Annotated in this window: 11 protein-coding genes; 5 read left to right on the top strand and 6 right to left on the bottom strand. The window is 55.4% G+C overall.

The genetic code is table 11. The annotated features are described in order from the left end of the window. Positions 1–306: 306 nt before the first annotated feature. From DMG62_13385 to DMG62_13410, 6 genes are all read right to left on the bottom strand, one after another. Complete coding sequence (locus DMG62_13385; protein ID PYY22453.1) at positions 307–1,104, bottom strand: TIGR00282 family metallophosphoesterase; 798 nt, start codon at positions 1,102–1,104, stop codon at positions 307–309. Positions 1,105–1,166: 62 nt separating this feature from the next. Further along, a complete protein-coding gene (locus tag DMG62_13390; GenBank protein ID PYY22454.1) occupies positions 1,167–2,720 on the bottom strand; it encodes an ABC transporter substrate-binding protein in 1,554 nt (517 codons plus the stop codon). Further along, positions 2,717–3,889, bottom strand: coding sequence for an anhydro-N-acetylmuramic acid kinase (locus tag DMG62_13395; GenBank protein ID PYY22455.1), 1,173 nt, complete (start codon positions 3,887–3,889; stop codon positions 2,717–2,719). Before DMG62_13395 ends, DMG62_13390 begins: the two co-directional genes overlap by 4 nt. After that, positions 3,886–5,001 (bottom strand): beta-N-acetylhexosaminidase, encoded by a 1,116-nt coding sequence (locus DMG62_13400; GenBank protein ID PYY22456.1) that lies wholly within the window; start codon positions 4,999–5,001, stop codon positions 3,886–3,888. Before DMG62_13400 ends, DMG62_13395 begins: the two co-directional genes overlap by 4 nt. Before the next feature lie 67 nt (positions 5,002–5,068). Then, a complete protein-coding gene (locus tag DMG62_13405; protein ID PYY22457.1) occupies positions 5,069–7,690 on the bottom strand; it encodes a DNA mismatch repair protein MutS in 2,622 nt (873 codons plus the stop codon). Between the two features lie 157 nt (positions 7,691–7,847). After that, the gene (locus DMG62_13410; protein ID PYY22458.1) at positions 7,848–9,293 is read right to left on the bottom strand and encodes a hypothetical protein; all 1,446 of its coding nucleotides are present in this window, start codon (positions 9,291–9,293) and stop codon (positions 7,848–7,850) included. 241 nt (positions 9,294–9,534) lie between these two features. Between DMG62_13410 and DMG62_13415 the strand changes: the two genes are divergently transcribed. From DMG62_13415 to DMG62_13435, 5 genes are all read left to right on the top strand, one after another. Next, positions 9,535–11,280 (top strand): hypothetical protein, encoded by a 1,746-nt coding sequence (locus DMG62_13415; GenBank protein PYY22459.1) that lies wholly within the window; start codon positions 9,535–9,537, stop codon positions 11,278–11,280. Continuing rightward, positions 11,244–13,481 carry a cyclic nucleotide-binding protein gene (locus DMG62_13420; GenBank protein PYY22460.1) on the top strand — a complete coding sequence of 746 codons (2,238 nt, stop codon included), beginning with the start codon at positions 11,244–11,246 and terminating at the stop codon, positions 13,479–13,481. The genes DMG62_13415 and DMG62_13420 overlap by 37 nt, the downstream gene beginning before the upstream one ends. Before the next feature lie 5 nt (positions 13,482–13,486). Next, on the top strand, positions 13,487–14,383 hold the full coding sequence (locus tag DMG62_13425) for a hypothetical protein (protein ID PYY22461.1): 897 nt from the start codon (positions 13,487–13,489) through the stop codon (positions 14,381–14,383). 9 nt (positions 14,384–14,392) lie between these two features. Beyond that, positions 14,393–15,904, top strand: a complete 1,512-nt coding sequence (locus tag DMG62_13430; GenBank protein PYY22462.1) for a hypothetical protein — start codon at positions 14,393–14,395, stop codon at positions 15,902–15,904. A 149-nt stretch (positions 15,905–16,053) separates the two neighbouring features. Then, a complete protein-coding gene (locus DMG62_13435) occupies positions 16,054–17,235 on the top strand; it encodes a hypothetical protein (protein PYY22463.1) in 1,182 nt (393 codons plus the stop codon). Positions 17,236–17,238: the final 3 nt, after the last annotated feature.

The following is a 17,238-nucleotide window of genomic DNA, read 5'->3' on the forward strand; positions in this document are numbered from 1 at the left end:
CTGTGCGGCGTAGGTAAACCGATGGGTCAGGCAATCCATGCGAGCAACGGACTGCGGAATTTCAAATTCACTGCTTATTCATTGTTATTCACTGTTCCGGAACGACCGACGGAATGCTGCGTTTCTTTTACACCGTTGGGAGCAGGGTGCTTGGGAGAAATCGTCCGTCGTTCACAATAGCCGACTGCACAAAATTCACTGTTAATTTCGCTGTTCCGTGCAAAAGGGGTGACTTCGGGGCAAGACCGTCGGTCGTCCTCAGCTGAATAGTTGTGGCGTCTAGTCAGCTTGCTCGAAGAGTGGTTCTCATTGGCCTAAAGCGATCCGCTGAACGCTGTGAGCTCGGCCCGTTTGCGGATCGCAATCGATGAGCACGCCGTTAAGGCGAACATCGCCGCGAGCAGCATCGAAACGGTTGGGCATGCTGGTGAGGAATCGCGCCAGCACTTGTTCTTTCTCTACCCCAATCACGCTGTCATGCGGACCGCTCATGCCGACATCGGTCTGATAGGCGGTCCCATTGGGCAATACGCGTGTGTCTGCTGTGGCAACGTGCGTGTGGGTACCGAGGACCGCCGTAACGCGTCCGTCGAGATACCAGCCCATGGCGACCTTCTCCGAAGTAGCCTCGGCGTGCATATCCACAACAATGACCTTGGCGTTGGTTTGTTCGAGCAGTCGGTCCGCAGTGCGGAATGGACAATCGTTTTGAACCATGAAAACGCGTCCTTGCAGGTTCATTACGGCGTAAGGCACGCCGCCGCGCGTCATTCCCTCGTAGTGTCCGCTGCCGGGAACGGTCGCGGGATAATTTGCTGGACGCAGCACACGTCGTGCAGCGGAGTTGCCATTCTTCGTTCCTGCATTGAGATAATCTCCGATCTCTTTCTTATCCCACACGTGATTCCCGGTAGTGAGCACGTCCGCACCGAGCTCGAAGAATTCTTCACAAATCGCCGGCGTTACACCAAAACCGCCGGCGGCATTCTCAACATTGATTATCAACAACTCGGCTTTATTGCTCTCGACCAGATGGTGCACATGCTCGCGCACAATCTTGCGTCCTGGACTTCCGAAGACGTCGCCTATAAACAGAATTTGCACTCGTCAGGATAACAGGGGAAAAATTTGAGGTTCAGTTCGCGCGATCGACACTCAAGACGAACTCATTCGGCAATCTCTACCTCACGCAGGAAATCGTAGTTCCCCGCCGGATCTGGACTTAGATTCTTCACTCTCGCAGTGTGCACGACTACATTATCCAGCGACCACAGATTTAGCGAAGGCAAGTCGCGCAATACTTGTTGTTGGATTCTTGCGTAAATTTCCTTGCGCTTTTCCTGATTGAGTTCGATGCGGGCCTGTTCTATCCACGCATCCACTTGGGGATTCGAGTAGTAGCTGCGGTTAGCGCGACGCGGCGCGAAGCTCTTGCTGTCCAGGATGTACTCGAATATCTCTGGGTCCTGGTTGGCTCCTCCGACCCAGCGCAACGTATACATCTGAAACGCGCCCTTCACGACGTCAGCATAGAACGTGGCGAATTCAAAAGTTCGTACGTCGAGATCGATCCCGACGTCAAGCAACTGCTCTTGCAGGATCACGGCCAGCAAGCGACTCGTCTCTTCGGTCGAGGTCTTCATGATCAGATGCAGGCGCTTGCCAGCCTCAGTCGAGTAACCTGCCTGCTGCAATAAATCTTTCGCCTTACGCACGTCCCGTTGATAGCCATGCAGGGTATCGTCGTACGCCCAATGCACCGCAGGAATCACACTTGCGACCGGTCGCACTGTGCCACGCCACAGGTAATCGATGATCGGTTGCACATCAATTGCGTAAGCAATTGCCTGGCGCACGCGGATATCGCTCAGTATCGGATCGCGAAGATTAAAAGCCAGGTACTGCACAGATGTTCCTGGAGCTTGCTCGACCACCAGACTTCGATCTGCTCGCAACGATCGAACCATATCTGCGGTAAGCGCATTGACCTCAACATCAGCGCTTCCCTTTCGCAATTCGAGGGCGCGAGTGGTCGTGTCTGGCACGACAGCAAAGCGAACACGTTCCACTTTGGGCTTGTCTGCCCAATAGTCATCGTTGCGGACGATCACCACTTCATTGTCCTGCTCATTCTTTACTAACTTGAATGGCCCACTGCCGACGAGATGCTGATTAAAGCTCTTGTCGCTACCATAGGGAACAATTCCGATGGCGCCATCGGACAAATTCCATGGAAGTCCCGAATCGGGCTCCTGCATGTGGAAAATCACCGTCTGGTCGTCGGATGCCTCGATGCTCGCGATGTGCTGATAGCTCGTAGTAGCTGTTTTAGAGCTGACGACTGTTCCATCGGTCATCGAGTCAATGCTCCACTTCACATCTCTGGCCCTAAGCGCGCGGCCATCGTGAAAGCGAATCCCCTTTCGCAAGTGAAAGACATATGTCAGCGGATCGCGAGTCTCCCAACTTTCAGCGACCCATGGCTTCAAATTGAAGTGCTCGTCTTTGCGCACGAGCGAATCGAACAACAATTCGTCGATGCGCTCCGATTGGGCATCGGTACCAATGCGTGGATCAAGATTCGCCGGACTGGACTCAATGAGAAGAGTAATTGTGTTGGGATCGGCACGACTGCGGGAGCAGCCAACCAGGAGCAGTAGGACGAGCAATACGAAGACGATGTGGCGTTTCGCCAACTTGAGCTGTGAACTAAAACTCATGGATAACTGATCTTGCCCAAAACTGCGCGTCGGTTCGCCCCAGTTGCACTGGGCACATTTCCTGGCTGTCGGTTCCATGTTTGATAGGCGAGCAACGCGAATGCGACAGCTTCCTTCGCCTGGCTTGGTAAACCCAAGTCATCGGAGGTGAGCACACGAAAGCCGAGCGGCCTAACCTGTTCCGAGATCATGCGCATCAGTGTTTTGTTCTGTACGCCACCGCCGCTGGCGACGTACTCACGCTTGCCGCCAAGCGAGTGCTCCGCATGAAATGTAGACAGCGTCCTTCGCAATGAATCACCGATTGATGCTGCTGTCAGGGCAGTCGCCGTTGCTAGAATATCGAACCTGTCTGCTCGCGTCCCACACCAGCGAAGAAATTGGGCGACGAATTCGCGTCCGAATTCCTCGCGTCCTGCGCTCTTAGGTGGCCTGCGGCGAAAAAAAGGGTGCTCTAGACCACGAGCTAGCGCGCGCTGGATAACCATGCCTTTAGCTGCAAGCGCGCCGTTAGCGTCATAGGCTTTCCTGAAGAGCTTCTGCGCGCAAGCATCAATCACCATGTTTCCCGGACCAGTATCAAACCCGATGACCTGCTCCATTTTCCCAAGATGGCTTCCCCTAGGGATAATGGTGAGATTCCCGATGCCCCCAAGATTCTGAAGTACCCGGAGCTTCCTGGTATCACTGTAGTAGGCGACATCGAGCAAAGGAACCAGCGGTGCTCCGTTGCCTCCGACAGCCATGTCCCCGGGGCGGAAATCGGAGACGACTGGGACTCCGAGACGAGCTGCCAGAATTGCTCCTTCGCCAGTCTGCCACGTCGTCGAGATCAGTCGTCCAAGAAAAGCCGTGGGCGCACCTTGGTGATAGAGAGTCTGGCCATGGCAGCCAACCACCTGGACTTCAATTTTTTGATTGTCCACAGCTTTCGCTACAGCCTCGGCATACAGCTCGCCCAGCAAGAAATTCATCCGTGCAAGATCAGCAACGCGCGCAGAACGCGCATTCATAGCAGCGAGCACCGCTCGCCGTACCACATTGGGATAAGCGAAATGCTCATGCGCAAGCAGCCTTAAGCGGAGCGTTCGTTCCTTTCCCGCAATTCGGACAAGCGCAACGTCAATGCCATCGGCCGAGGTGCCGCTCATCACACCAGCAACGATCATAGCCAGCCTGCGGCCGACTCCCTCTCGACCTCGTGCGCGAAGTTGTGCATCTTCGCCTTCAGATTCTCGATCTCAGTGGAGGTGGGCTCCATTGCCATCGTCTGCTTCAGTGCCTTATTCGATGTTTTGAGGCGCAGCACTCGATCTGCAGCTCGCGTCACGACGTCGGCAAATTTACGATCTCGCTCAGCCTCCTGCAAGACGGCTTCATAACAGCGCCAAACAAATTCTTCCTTCTGACAGACGAGGAAGATATCTGCTCCAGCTCGTAACGTCCCAAGAGCAGCATCTTCCATTGACGCCGCAGCCAGCACTCCACCCATCTCGAGATCGTCAGAGATCACCAGGCCGCGATACCCGATCTTTTTTTTCAGCACGTCAGTTATCCACGCGCGCGACAAGGAAGCAGGCGTCTTTGGATCCTGCTTCGACGCTCTTGGATAAGTCGCATGAGCAACCATGACGAAGGGAACAGCCTTGCTCAACTCGTGGTAAGGCCGGAGATCCTCTGACCAGAGTTGATCCCATCTGCGCTGAATCGCTGGTAGCTCCCTGTGCGTATCCAGATCAGCGCCTCCCAATCCGGGAAAGTGCTTGCCACAGCCGAGAACCTTTGCCGATGTTAGACCCTTCAGGAATTGCTGCGCATACCGAATCACACTCTTGGGATTATCGGAAACCGTTCTTGAAGTGAGCACATGACGTGCTTCGGGGAGATCGAGGTCAAAGACTGGAGCAAAGTCCACGTTAAAACCGAGCGCTCGAACCTCTTCGCCTATAATCCGGCCGTGCTTTTCGAACAGCTTCTCCGAGTCAGTGCGGAAGACATCTGCCGCCGACGGCGCGGGTGCAATGATATTGCGCAGGCGATCGACAGTGCCGCCTTCGAGGTCCACGCAGCGAAAGAGCGGTGTGTTGACTGCCGTCTGGCAGATGCGCAGCAATTGCGCGCACTGATGCGGTGATTGAATGTTGCGGGCGAAGAGAATGACGCCGCCAGGATGCATGCTCGTGAGCAACCGTCCCGTAGCGGGAGAGACTTCGGGCCCCTCGAGGCCCATAATCAGCAATTGTCCAACACGATGGCGTAGCGGGAGTGAGGAGGCTCTCATGTCGTACGTCGAGTGTAAGACAGCCTCTCGGCTTTCGGCTATGGCAGGGCAGCTAGAACTGCACTAGTCAATCAAGTTGCTTCTTCAATTCATCCAGAAGCGTAAGGGCCTCAATTGGAGTTAGATGATTCACGTCCACCTCTTTCAAGCGATCGACGATCTGCTGCGAGAGCGGTGTAAAGATGGCAAGCTGAACAGAAGAAGGTTGCTGGGGTTCTTTTCCTTCAAACTGTCGTACTGACTGTCGCTCCTGGCCTTCATGCTGGATCAGCACTTCCCTGGCTCGGCGAATGACATCGATCGGCAATCCGGCGAGCTTCGCGACTTCGATTCCATAACTCTTGTCAGCAGCGCCGGGCTCAACTTTGCGCAGAAAGATGATTCCACCCGGGATCTCTTTAATGGAGACGCGGTAGTTTTTCACCAATGGCAGTTCCTCTCCTAGCGCCGTAAGTTCGTGGTAGTGAGTCGCGAAGAGCGTTTTCGCTCGCGTAACGGAATGAAGATATTCCAGCGTTGCCCATGCCAGGGCAAGTCCGTCGTAGGTAGCAGTGCCGCGTCCCATTTCATCGAGCAGTACGAGCGATTTCGGAGTTGCAGTGTTGAGAATGGCTGCGGTTTCGGTCATCTCGACCATAAACGTCGATCGGCCACGCGCAAGATTGTCACTCGCCCCGATGCGCGTGAAGATGCGATCAGCGATGCCGATGCGGGCAGCACGCGCAGGAACGAATGATCCCATCTGCGCCATGATGACGATCAGCGCCGTTTGCCGCAGGTACGTAGACTTCCCTCCCATATTTGGACCGGTGAGCAGGACAATTAGTTCCGATTCGGGATTCAATAACAAGTCGTTAGGTACGAAACGCTCAGCCCCCGTCATGACCTGTTGCTCGACGACGGGATGACGCGCTTCCACCAGTTCGATGACGCCAGAGTCATCCAGCGTGGGACGAGCATACGCACGCTCGGCCGCGATGTTTGCCAGAGCGAGAAGGACATCCGTCTCAGCCAGAGCAAGCGACGTTTGCCGGATCCGCTTCGCTTCGCCTGCGATCGCCGCACGCAACTCGCTAAACAAACGGCGCTCGATCTCAACGATCTTCTCTTCGGCCTCAAGCACTTTGCTTTCATATTGCTTCAACTCCGGCGTAGTAAACCGCTCGGCGTTTACGAGCGTCTGCTTCCGTTCAAAATCGGCAGGAACCAGATGCAAATTGGGCTTGGTAACCTCAAGGTAGTAGCCGAAGATTGAATTGAACTTAATCTTCAGCGAATTGATGCCTGTGCGTTGACGCTCTCGTTCTTCAATTTGCGCAATGTACTGCTTGCTGTTACGGCTCAGATCGCGGAGCTCATCCAGCTCTGCGTCAACGCCGCTCCGAATCACCCCGCCATCGCTGAGGGATAGAGGTGGTTCGGTAACGATCGATCGGTCAATGCGCTCGCACACATCCGCTAGAGGGTCGATAAGGATGTTCAATTGTTGCAGGCGCGCCGCATTAAGGTGGTCGAGGCCAAGTTTTATCTCCGGAAGATGCCCGAATGAAGCTGCCAAGGCAAGCAAATCGCGTGCGTTTGCGGTCTCCAGCGTCATCCGACTCAGCAGACGTTCCAGATCGAGCACGCCTTCCAGCTTGCGACGAAGCTCTTCGCGGTAAATCGTGGTACCAACGGCTTCTGCCACTGCATCTTGCCGCGCCAGAATTTGCGGCAAGTCGATTGACGGACGCAGTAGCCACGAGCGAAGCAGCCGCTTTCCCATGGGCGTGAGCGTCGCATCGAGGGTGCGAAAGAGTGTCACTTCCGACCCGGTGCCGGAGAACAGCGGTTCAACCAGCTCCAGATTGCGAACCGTAACAGCGTCCAGCACCAAACAATCTTGCCGGTCGTAGAAGCCTATACGATCAACGTGCTCGAGCGTGCCCCGCTGCGTGCTGCGAACGTAATGTAGTATGGCTCCGGCTGCTGTTGCTGCCGCCGGGCGCGTAGCTAGTCCGAAGCCCTCGAGTGAGAGCACGCCAAATTGGTTCTCGAGTAGAGGAATAGCGTAGTCGGGCGAAAAGGCCCAGTCTTCCACCGGCGTTTCAGTGAATCTGCGACTCTCCGAGAACGCGTAAAAGCTGCTGTCGGCGGTAGCAAACAGAGGAAGAGCCGCGGGATAGAGTACTTCCCTCGGACGCATGTGCCCGAGTTCTTCGATCAGGCGCGCACGGTCCTGCAGCGCAAATTCGGTAGCTCGAAATTCTCCGGTCGACAGATCCAGAGCGGCGACCCCAGCCCGGTCCCCAAGCTCCGCGATCGCTGCCAGGAAGTTGTTTTCTTCCGAGGGCAAACTCGCGTCGGTGCTTGTCCCCGGCGTAAGGACACGCGTGACCTCTCGCCGAACAATCTTCTTGGCGGCTTTGGGATTCTCCATCTGCTCGCAGACAGCAACGCGAAATCCCTTGCGCAGTAATTTCGCCAGGTATCCCTCAGCGGCGTGATACGGAACACCGCACATGGGAACCGCCACATCCTTCTCTTTGTTGCGAGATGTGAGCGTGATCTGGAGTTCCCGCGATGCCACTACCGCGTCGTCAAAGAAAAGTTCGTAAAAATCGCCCAGCCGGAAGAAGAGCAGCGCGTTGGGATGCTGTTTCTTGATCGCGGCATACTGCCGCATAAGGGGCGTCGAGGCTTCGGTCACTGCAGGAGATTATCTGTCATTGCAGAGGAAGTGTCAGCCGAGGATTGCTGTTGAAATCGAGAACATTTGGGAAGTGAGCGTAGCCATCGTCGCAATATTGTGCATTGTAGAGAGGCTGTGTCTCTACGCTGCTGATGGACCATTCTTTGCCTGCAGCTTACCGCACGGCTGAGTTCAGCCTTTTCATTGCCGCCGCAAACTTGGAAGCGTTGTAGGCTGACGGGTTCTCCAGCTGCTGGAAGAGCCCGTTGATGGCCGCTCGAGCCTCCCCGCCGCTGCTTCCACCGGCTTTGGCGTAGGCGATATAAATCGAATCCAGCGCCATTGCAGCTTGTTCTGCAGCGCGCTCTCCCTGATCGGAGATGTAGTCGGCATCGCCCGAAATAGCCCGCAGAAGTCGCGCCGTCTTCTCGCGGTCGAAGGAGGCTGTGCGCAGCTCGTCGGCTAACCTACCGGCGAGATTCGCAGCCTGGTTCGACAGCTGCTCGATATCCTCGCGGCTGGGCTGAAGCGAACTGACCAGCGCGGCGAGCTTCTTCATTGTGTTCTGAAGTTCTCTTGAGGTGCCGGCGTCAACCTCGTTCGCCACATGCTGGAATACAACTACGCGCGACAAGTTGTATGCCGGATCGCCCGCACGGCGAGTCTGGTAGTATCCTCGGCCTCCTCGGGGGTTCTCCGTCACGCTGCGCAAGCGCCAGCTTTCGTCCGAGGGAGTTAGGCTATGGTGGCAGGCAAAGCAGTCGAGTTCGGCGTACTCAGGCCAGACCAAGCCCTTCTTACCCTCAGTTCCCTTCGCGCGGCGAGCCAACCGATTCATGCTTTCCTGAAGCTGAACTGCCTGGCCCACGCTCCATTGACGCACCCCTAACAATGGGTCTTTGTCGGCTTGCTCAGCATGTCCCGGGATCTTTTCTACCCAATGAACCGGTTCCACAGCTTGGAAGGAGTCGAGTTCGAAGACCAAGTCGGGGTGACCCGCAGCGATCATCTCGTGATCCACGTATTTTTCGGCGGTTCCCAGATGGCAGGTGAGGCATTTTTCCGTGCGCAACCGCAGATTTTTAGTGTCGAACATGCCCATCGCGACGGATTTCTCATGCGCCCAATCACGAGCAGTGTGCGGTCCAAGCCATTGTGATGACGGTCCGTGGCAGCTTTCACAACTCACGCCATCATTGATGTCGAACTCGCGGGCCTTTTCAGCGTTGCTCGCGTAAAGAGCATGGCAAACAAGACATTTCGGCGCGTGGGCCGCATCGGCTGCCCCGAGGCTCCCTGGGCCGAGAATCTTTGCGATGCGTTGGGAAACAGAGTTATTCAGCACATTCCAGGCTTTGGCGTGCTTATCCTGAAGCACCCAAGTGCTGTACTCATTCTGCAAAACCTTAGTCTGCTGTCGTGCCTGAACGGATCCATGGCAGGCCGTTGCACTGCACGAGCCAGGTCCCACGTACCGCGCCTCTGCTGCCGAAACTGGCTGCAGAAAGTTGGGCTTATCGGCAGCTTGAGATGAATGCGGAAACAAGAATGACAATACCGCGCAGATTCGAACAACAGCAGTGGAGCGAGCATTCGAGCAACAGCACAGCCGTCGATTCATTTGTGAGTATTCGATACCCAGGGGGGAAATGTTTTAAAGGCGTGAGACCTTATACGCCCCCAAAGTATAGAAATCAATTCAGAAACCGAGAAAGCGATTCACAGCTGCTCGACCGCGGATTTCAAATCAATTCTTTACCCGTGCACTGCTCTTTGTTATAGTCCGCCTCTGACTTCGCGAAGAACTTGTTGGTTTTTCCACTTCCCCCGGACGTGTTCCTGAGCGGGTCCAAGGTATCCCTGTGGCGATTCCCGGTACTTCATTGGCCCAACCCAGCCCGGCTGCACACAACACGGAGGGAATCTTTGAGGATCTGAAAGCGGTTCAGCGGGAGTTTGGTTATCTGCCTGTCGATAAGCTTCAGGCAATCGCTGATTCTCGGTCGATGCATGTTCGGGAAATTCATGCTGTTGCCAGTTTTTACCCACACTTCCACCTCACGGCTCCGGCGCGTGTCGATGTCCGCGTTTGCACCGATATGTCATGCCACCTTCGTGGCGCAAACGTTCTTAAGCGACAGATCCAGGATCGGCTGTACGGACGCCCTGCAGCTGATTGCAGCATCCGCGAGATCTCCTGCCTCGGTCGCTGCGACGGCGCTCCAGCCGTTCTGATCTCCAGCAAAACCGAAGAGCAGATTTACGACAACATCACTAGCGACCGCGTCGCCGATGCTGTTGCACGCAACTTAAGCGGCGAACCTTTGCCGCACACACGTCCTGAACGGCTGCGCCAGGAGCTCCATTCCGATCCTTACGTCGGCACTCCGAAGTATCGCGTTCTGTATAGCCTGGTTCAAACCGGAGACTTCGCCGGGGTCATCTCGCAACTGAAAGCGAGCGGCTTGCGCGGTATGGGCGGAGCCGGATTCCCCACCGGAAACAAATGGGAGATAGTCCGCAATTGTACCGACAATGAAAAGTACGTAATCTGCAACGCCGATGAGAGCGAGCCGGGAACGATCAAGGATCGCTTCATCATGCAGCACCTGCCGCATTTGCTCATCGAAGGGATGATCATTTGCGGTCTCGTTACCGGCGCGAACAAAGGCATTCTCTACATCCGACACGAGTACGAGCATCCGAAAGACGCCTGCCAGGACGAGATCGATGCTTGTTATAAAGATGGGCTTCTGGGCAAGAACATCCTTGGTACGGATTTGGATTTCGATCTCAGCATCTTCGTAAGCCCTGGGGGATATATTTGCGGAGAAGAGACTGCGCTTATTGAAGCCATTGAAGGCAAGCGCTCCGAACCTCGTAACAAGCCTCCATTTCCTGTTTACCAAGGCCTTTGGCATAAACCCACAGCGCTGAACAATGTGGAAACGTTCGCGCTGGCAACGGTAATCCTCGCGCGAGGTGTGGACTGGTTTAAGAACTACGGTCGTAAAGGGTCTCCGGGCATCAAGTTCGTCGGTATCAGCGGCGAAGTGCGCAATCCCGGCGTCTTCGAAGTGCCCATGGGTATCACTTACGACGAACTGATCAACGGCCACGCCGGCGGTCCGCTCCCCGGAAAAACTATCAAGGCCTTCGCTCCATCAGGACCTTCCTCGGGATACTTGCCGGCTTCGATGTTGAATCTCCCGCTCGACTGGGACACGATGTCTAAGCCGCCGGTCAGTTCCATGGTGGGATCGGGGGCTATCGTTGTTTGTTCAAATGAAGCCTGCATGCTCGACATGGCATTGAACGCGGTGAAGTTTTACCGCAACGAATCCTGCGGCAAGTGTGTTCCCTGTCGCGTGGGTTCGCAAAAACTGGTCGATATGCTTACGAACTGGACGCAAGGCAAACAAAATTCCACTGATCTTCAAGCTCTCGAAGAGCTCAGCCAGGCCTTGTCTCTGACCTCGATCTGCGGCCTCGGGCAAATCGTGCCTGCTCCTATTCAGTCGGTGATGAGGCACTTTCGCGATGAAGTTGAAGCGCACGTCAAGGAGAAGGAATGTCGCGCGGGCGTCTGCCGGATCGGAGGCTCTTGATGCCGTCGGCGAAAGAGATCACGCTCACTATTGACGACCAGAAGGTTACTGTTCCCGGCGGCACCACTATCTTCGACGCCGCTCGCATCAACGGCATTCCCATTCCAACGCTTTGCCACCAGCAGAACGAGACTCCTGTCGGCGTTTGCCGCGTTTGCGTTGTCGATGTTGGCGCTCGTGTCTACGCCGCTGCATGCATCCGCGAAGCCGAGAACAACATGGTGGTGAAGACCAACAGCGAGAAGGTCAAAGCCGCACGCAAGACCTTGGTCGAACTGCTGATGGCCGATCATCCATCACCCTGTGCGCGCGAACAGCAGTCGGGCGATTGCGAACTTGAGACACTCGCCAAGAGCTATAGCGTCGGCACATCACGTTTCGCCAAGCGACTGATTCCCTCGCATCAGAAAGATGAATCCTCTCTGAGCATCCTCGTGGATCACTCCGCTTGCATACTGTGTGATCGCTGCATCCGGGGATGCTCAGAAATTCGCCACAACTTCGTGATCGCTCGCCAAGGAAAGGGCTACGCTACTGCGATCTCATTTGACGCTGACTTGCCGATGGGAGGCTCTTCCTGTGTCTCCTGCGGCGAATGCATGGTGTCTTGCCCAACGGGAGCTCTGACAAATAAGAAAGTCCTGGGGCAGAAGCTTGAACAAGGCGCGGCGCTAAGCGGACTTTCGGTTGAGGCCCAAGAGTTGCTGGACTTGCCGGTGTTCAAAGGGGTCTCCGGCACATTCCTCGAATTAAACAAAGGCGCGGTCGTCAAGCGTGTGTATAGGAAAGGCGAGGTCATCTGCCGCGAAGGCGACTACGGCTCCACCGCGTTCTACCTCGTAGAGGGCACGGTAGACATCTTCATCTCCACTCCTCGCGCCCACGTCGACACCGAAGGATCACAGCAAGGATTTCTCAGTAAGCTCGCAAGCAAGTTGAAGCCCCGCAAGGAGCATCAACGCGAAGAAGAAAACACGTCACGCAAATTCATTTACATCGACGCACCGGTCGACCTCGAATACGACCATCCCGTAGCAAAGCTTCATACTGGCGATTTGTTCGGTGAGATGACGTGCATGAATTTTTATCCGCGCAGCGCGACGGTGGTAGCGGCAGAGGACGTAGTTTGTCTGGAGATGCTGCGCAATGTTCTGGATGTTCTTCAGAAAAACAAAACCTTCCGCGCCAAGCTCGACGCCAATTATCGTGTCCGCGCTCTTGAAACCCACCTAAAGAGTGTCCCCGTCTTTGCGTCGCTCACACAGGACTTCATCGAGCATCTTCGTGATCGCGTTGAATTGCAACGCTTCGCTCCTGGGCAAGTTATCTGCCGTCAAGGCGATCCAGCTGACAGTTTCTACTTAGCTCGCATAGGTTTCATCAAGGTGAGTGAGGATCACCCGGGCGGCGAGCTCGTCCTTTCGTATCTCGCCCGCGGGAGCTATTTCGGCGAAATTGGATTGCTGTCGGATGAAGGCCGCCGTACCGCGACTTGTACTGCCCTCGACCACGTTGAGGTCGTGAAAATTCATCGCGAAGATTTTCGCGAGATGCTCGGCCGCTTCCCACAGGTGCGAGCCAGCCTGGAGACCGTGGCCCGCGACCGCATCGAAGAAAATCGCACCCGCATGCGCAACCTGCAGAGTGTGCCTGTAGACGACTTCCTCAAGCAGGGGCTCATAGACGCGCAGAGCCTGCTCGTGCTCGATCTGGATCGCTGCACGCGCTGCGATCAGTGCGTGAAAGCATGCGCCGACGCGCATGATGGAATTACCCGCCTGATTCGCGATGGTCTGCGATTCGAGAATTATCTGGTTGCAACCTCGTGCCGCCAGTGTCGCGATCCACTCTGCATGATTGGCTGTCCCGTAGGATCGATTCGGCGTCGCAATTCACTTGAAGTAATCATTGAGGATTGGTGTGTAGGCTGTGGACTATGTGCCAATAACTGTCCCTACGGCAATATTAATCTGCATGAATTCCCTGCACCGGCGGGAAGCAGCGGCTACAAAGCTACGATCAAGAAAGCGACTTCGTGCAACCTCTGCTACGACCATCCTGAGCCGAGCTGCGTTTATGCGTGCCCCCATGATGCGGCGCACCGCGTTAATCCTCCGGAGTTCTTCGGCCAGATGCTGGGCGGAAAGAAGGTTGAAGCCGTCCCTTACAGCATGGCTCCGGGAATGATGGACAGAAGGTAGCGCCGATGATCATCGATCAGACACATCGACAGTGGTTCTGGGGAAGCGTGATCGGAGCAGCAGTGGGTGTCGCGATCTATATCCCATACGCGCACTTCACCATTGGCGGAGCGCGCGGTGGGACGATCATCGGCATTTTCTATGGGATCGTTGGCTTCGGCTTCATGGTCTTCGCCGGACTGCTCAGCCTGCGTAAGCGATTTCCTGTCTGGCGCATGGGACGCACCTCCACCTGGATGCGTAGCCATCTGTGGCTAGGGTTGATCAGTTATCCAATCATTTTCCTGCATTCGGGCTTTTCTTTCGGTAAGGGCGCACTTACCTGGTGGATGATGGTGATCTTCACAATCGTCATCATCAGCGGAATTATTGGCGCAATTCTTCAACATTACTTGCCAAAGATGATGAGCAAACAAGTTCCTTACGAGACCATCTACGCCGAGATTCCAGTCATTCGTGGACAGCTTTTGGACGAGGCTGACGTTAAGGTCGCGGAAGTCACCGGTGTCTCGATGAGCGCGAGCGCGGTGACTAATGCAGCGGAAGACGCCGGTGGCGTGATCGTCACGCTGGTACAGATGGAAGAGGATGTTCGCAATGAATTGACGCGCTTTTACGACAACGAGCTCCGGCCTTTTCTGGAGCAGTCAGGAGGAAAGGGCCGTGCAATTGCCGATCGCTCAACCTCTGTGGCGAAGTTTGCAAATTTGAAGACGCTTCTGCCTGAAGAGATCCATCCAGTGATCGCCGATCTTGAGATCATTTGTGAGGAAAAACGGCAGCTCGACCATCAGATCGTGCTTCATCGCATACTCCACGGCTGGTTATTCATCCACGCGCCTTTGTCATTAGCTCTGCTTGTTATGGGAGCAATTCATGCGGTGATCGCTCTGACTTACTGATACTGAAACATGGCCCGCAAACGCACAGCCAAGAGCCTCGGACAGCGACATGACTTCCACTACTTCCAGCGGTGGGGGCGGTGGCGATTGCTTCGAGCCGGATTGATGGCTGCTGTTCCTGCGCTGGCCATTATTTGGCTTCTCGGCTATGCAATGCGGCGAAATGCGGAACCCTACTCCAGCGGTCCCCTTTCATCAGTACATTCGTTCACCGGCAAACGTTGCGACATTTGCCACGCGCCAACGCTCAAAGCTGGTTTCATCAGTGTGGGATTCCGCAAGCACGTCAGCGATCAGGCTTGCCTTAATTGCCATCAGGCTCCTGCACATCAATCTTTACAGACGTTCACCCCCACCTGCGCATCCTGCCACACCGAGCATGTTGGCTCGCAACATTTGCGCCAAGCCAAAGACGAAGACTGCGTCCAATGTCACGGCGATCTCAAGATCAAGAGTGGTTCGCCGCACTATCAGATTGCTGTCTACAACTTCAACTCAAAGCATCCTGAATTTGCTCCTCTCCGCGGGGATGTACGCGATCCCGGAACGATCAAGCTGAATCACGTGGTACACATGCGCGCCGGCTTGCTTGGGCCGAACTCACAGCCGGTACAGATGCAGTGCCAGGACTGCCATCGTTCTCCGGCAGACCAACGCGGACCTTGGAAGTACGGACAAGCCCGTGTGCTTGAAGCAGCGGTGCAAACTGCCGATCCACATAATCCTGCGATGCCGCCCGAGCCGGTACGTCCCGGAACGGGACGCGCCTACATGGCTGCTCCTAATTACGCAAGCGCTTGCCAAAGCTGCCACGCGTTGCAATTTGACAGTCATTTCGAAGATTCGGTGCCGCACGATAAGCCGGAAGTTGTTCACGCATTCATCGTGAACAGGTTGACTGACTACATCAAGAAACATCCCGAAGCCATAAATGAGCCTCCGCGCCCGGTGCGAATTATGTTTGGTGGAACGGTCTCGCGCGAGCCCCAGACGGTGAGAACCGCTCACACTGTGGAAGAATGGGTAAAGCTGCGGGCTGAGAATGCCGAAAATCTGCTTTGGCGCAAGACGTGCCAGCAGTGCCATTCGCTCAAGTACAGCCAGACGGATCAGAACGGCCTAGCGGAATTGCCCGAAGTGGCACCGGCAAACATCAAAGCCGTATGGCTGCCCAACTCCGTCTTCAGTCACTACGCCCACGTGAGCATCGACTGCAAATCTTGCCACATTCGCACTCTCAGTAGCCAAGAGACGGCAGACGTTCTAATTCCCAGCATCATAATCTGCCAGGAATGCCACAACGGCGAACCTACGAAAATGGGCCAAGCCCAAAACGGATGCTTTCTCTGCCATCAGTACCACGATTGGAAGCAAAGAACCGAACCATTCATCCCAACTCACAACCTGCAGGAACTGAGGGGAGCGAAAAACTTATCTGCTCATCCTCAGCTGCCGTCTCAACTCGGCGCAGGCATGTTTGCATTTCACTTCCTGAGATCAGGCACATCCACTCAGCATTAATAGGCAGATCTCGTCGGCTATCGTGACTTCAGGAAACGGAGCGTCCGGGTGCCTGCGCCCGCGCTCTCCGTTTGGTCGAATGCCGCCGGTCAAGCCTCAAGGTAACTAACTCCCAACGTAACTAGATGCTATGGTTGTAGTTAGCGGCGATGAAGGCTCCCCCAAAACGCAAATGGGCTACCCGTGTTCGGGCGGCGAAGGACAGAATCAGGGCCCTTCGCAGGCCGATCTATGTCTTTGCATTGTCGCTGTTTGCCACAGGTTTTTTCGCGTTTACCTTCACTATCAGCCGGCGCTTTGAGGAGAAGCGGCACAACCTGAGCAGCTATTGGTTCGAGCAAGGTCAGGAGGAGCTGGATGAAGGGAAACCGCAAAATGCTGTTCCCGACCTAAGAGCCGCCGTTTTCTACTCCCACCAGAATCCCCGCTATGTATTCAACCTCGCTCGTGCCCTTGCCGCAGCCGATCGCGTGCCCGAAGCTCGGTCATATTTTCTTAACCTTCTCGACGAAGAGCCCGGCAACGGCTCTATCAACCTGGAGCTGGCCCGTCTTGCTGCCAAGGACAATGATGCGAACCAGGCAAGACGTTACTTTAATGGCGCAATTTACGGCGCCTGGGATTCCGACCCCGTTTCGAGACGGCAGCAAGTCAGGCAGGAACTGATCAACTTCCTCATCGGCGCGGATCTGAAGACGCAAGCACGCGGCGAGCTCATGAGCTACACAGCAGAGATGCCGAATACTCCGAACGCTCAACTCTGGGTTGCACGGGCATTCACCAAACTGGGAGATGATCGCAACGCGCTCGACTTCTACATCGCGGCATCGCGCACTAACCGTCGGGATGTGGCCGCATTGCTCGGAGCCGGATGGGCAGCGTTTCGTCTGGGCCGATATCACGAAGCTTTGGAGTACTTCAAAGGAGCGTCCGCGCTGCACGACGATCCTTCGACTTCGCAGATGATTGAGCTTGTCACCTCGGTGATTGAACTGAATCCATTCGAGAGCAGTATCCCTGCTACTGAACGCCGTCATCGCCTCGTTCTCGCGATGGGTATCGCCGACAAACGATTACGACGATGTGCCGATGCTCACGATGTCGACCTCGATACGGTCAGCGGTGATCCGCTCCAACTCACCCATTCGCAATGGAATTATCTGAACAGGCAGCTTCGCGGTACATACAACAATTCAGGGCTCGTGCAATTACTCGCTCCGGTCGCCTCGCTCATCACCAGCATTGAGCAGAAGAGCGGATGTGGTGCACCAATTCCTGAAGACCAGGCCATGCTTCGCATATACCAAGGTGGAGGGGAGCTGCAACGGTGATAG

The organism is Acidobacteriota bacterium (genome assembly GCA_003225175.1).
Lineage (GTDB): Bacteria > Acidobacteriota > Terriglobia > Terriglobales > Acidobacteriaceae > Gp1-AA112.

Excerpts from the sequence above, each read along its gene's own strand:
- DMG62_13390 (PYY22454.1), bottom strand. The coding sequence starts at position 2,720 with ATGAGTTTTAGTTCACAGCTCAAGTTGGCGAAACGCCACATCGTCTTC.
- DMG62_13395 (PYY22455.1), bottom strand. The coding sequence starts at position 3,889 with ATGATCGTTGCTGGTGTGATGAGCGGCACCTCGGCCGATGGCATTGAC.
- DMG62_13400 (PYY22456.1), bottom strand. The coding sequence starts at position 5,001 with ATGAGAGCCTCCTCACTCCCGCTACGCCATCGTGTTGGACAATTGCTG.
- DMG62_13410 (PYY22458.1), bottom strand. The coding sequence starts at position 9,293 with ATGAATCGACGGCTGTGCTGTTGCTCGAATGCTCGCTCCACTGCTGTT.
- DMG62_13420 (PYY22460.1), top strand. The coding sequence starts at position 11,244 with ATGTCGCGCGGGCGTCTGCCGGATCGGAGGCTCTTGATGCCGTCGGCG.
- DMG62_13425 (PYY22461.1), top strand. The coding sequence starts at position 13,487 with ATGATCATCGATCAGACACATCGACAGTGGTTCTGGGGAAGCGTGATC.
- DMG62_13430 (PYY22462.1), top strand. The coding sequence starts at position 14,393 with ATGGCCCGCAAACGCACAGCCAAGAGCCTCGGACAGCGACATGACTTC.
- DMG62_13435 (PYY22463.1), top strand. The coding sequence starts at position 16,054 with ATGAAGGCTCCCCCAAAACGCAAATGGGCTACCCGTGTTCGGGCGGCG.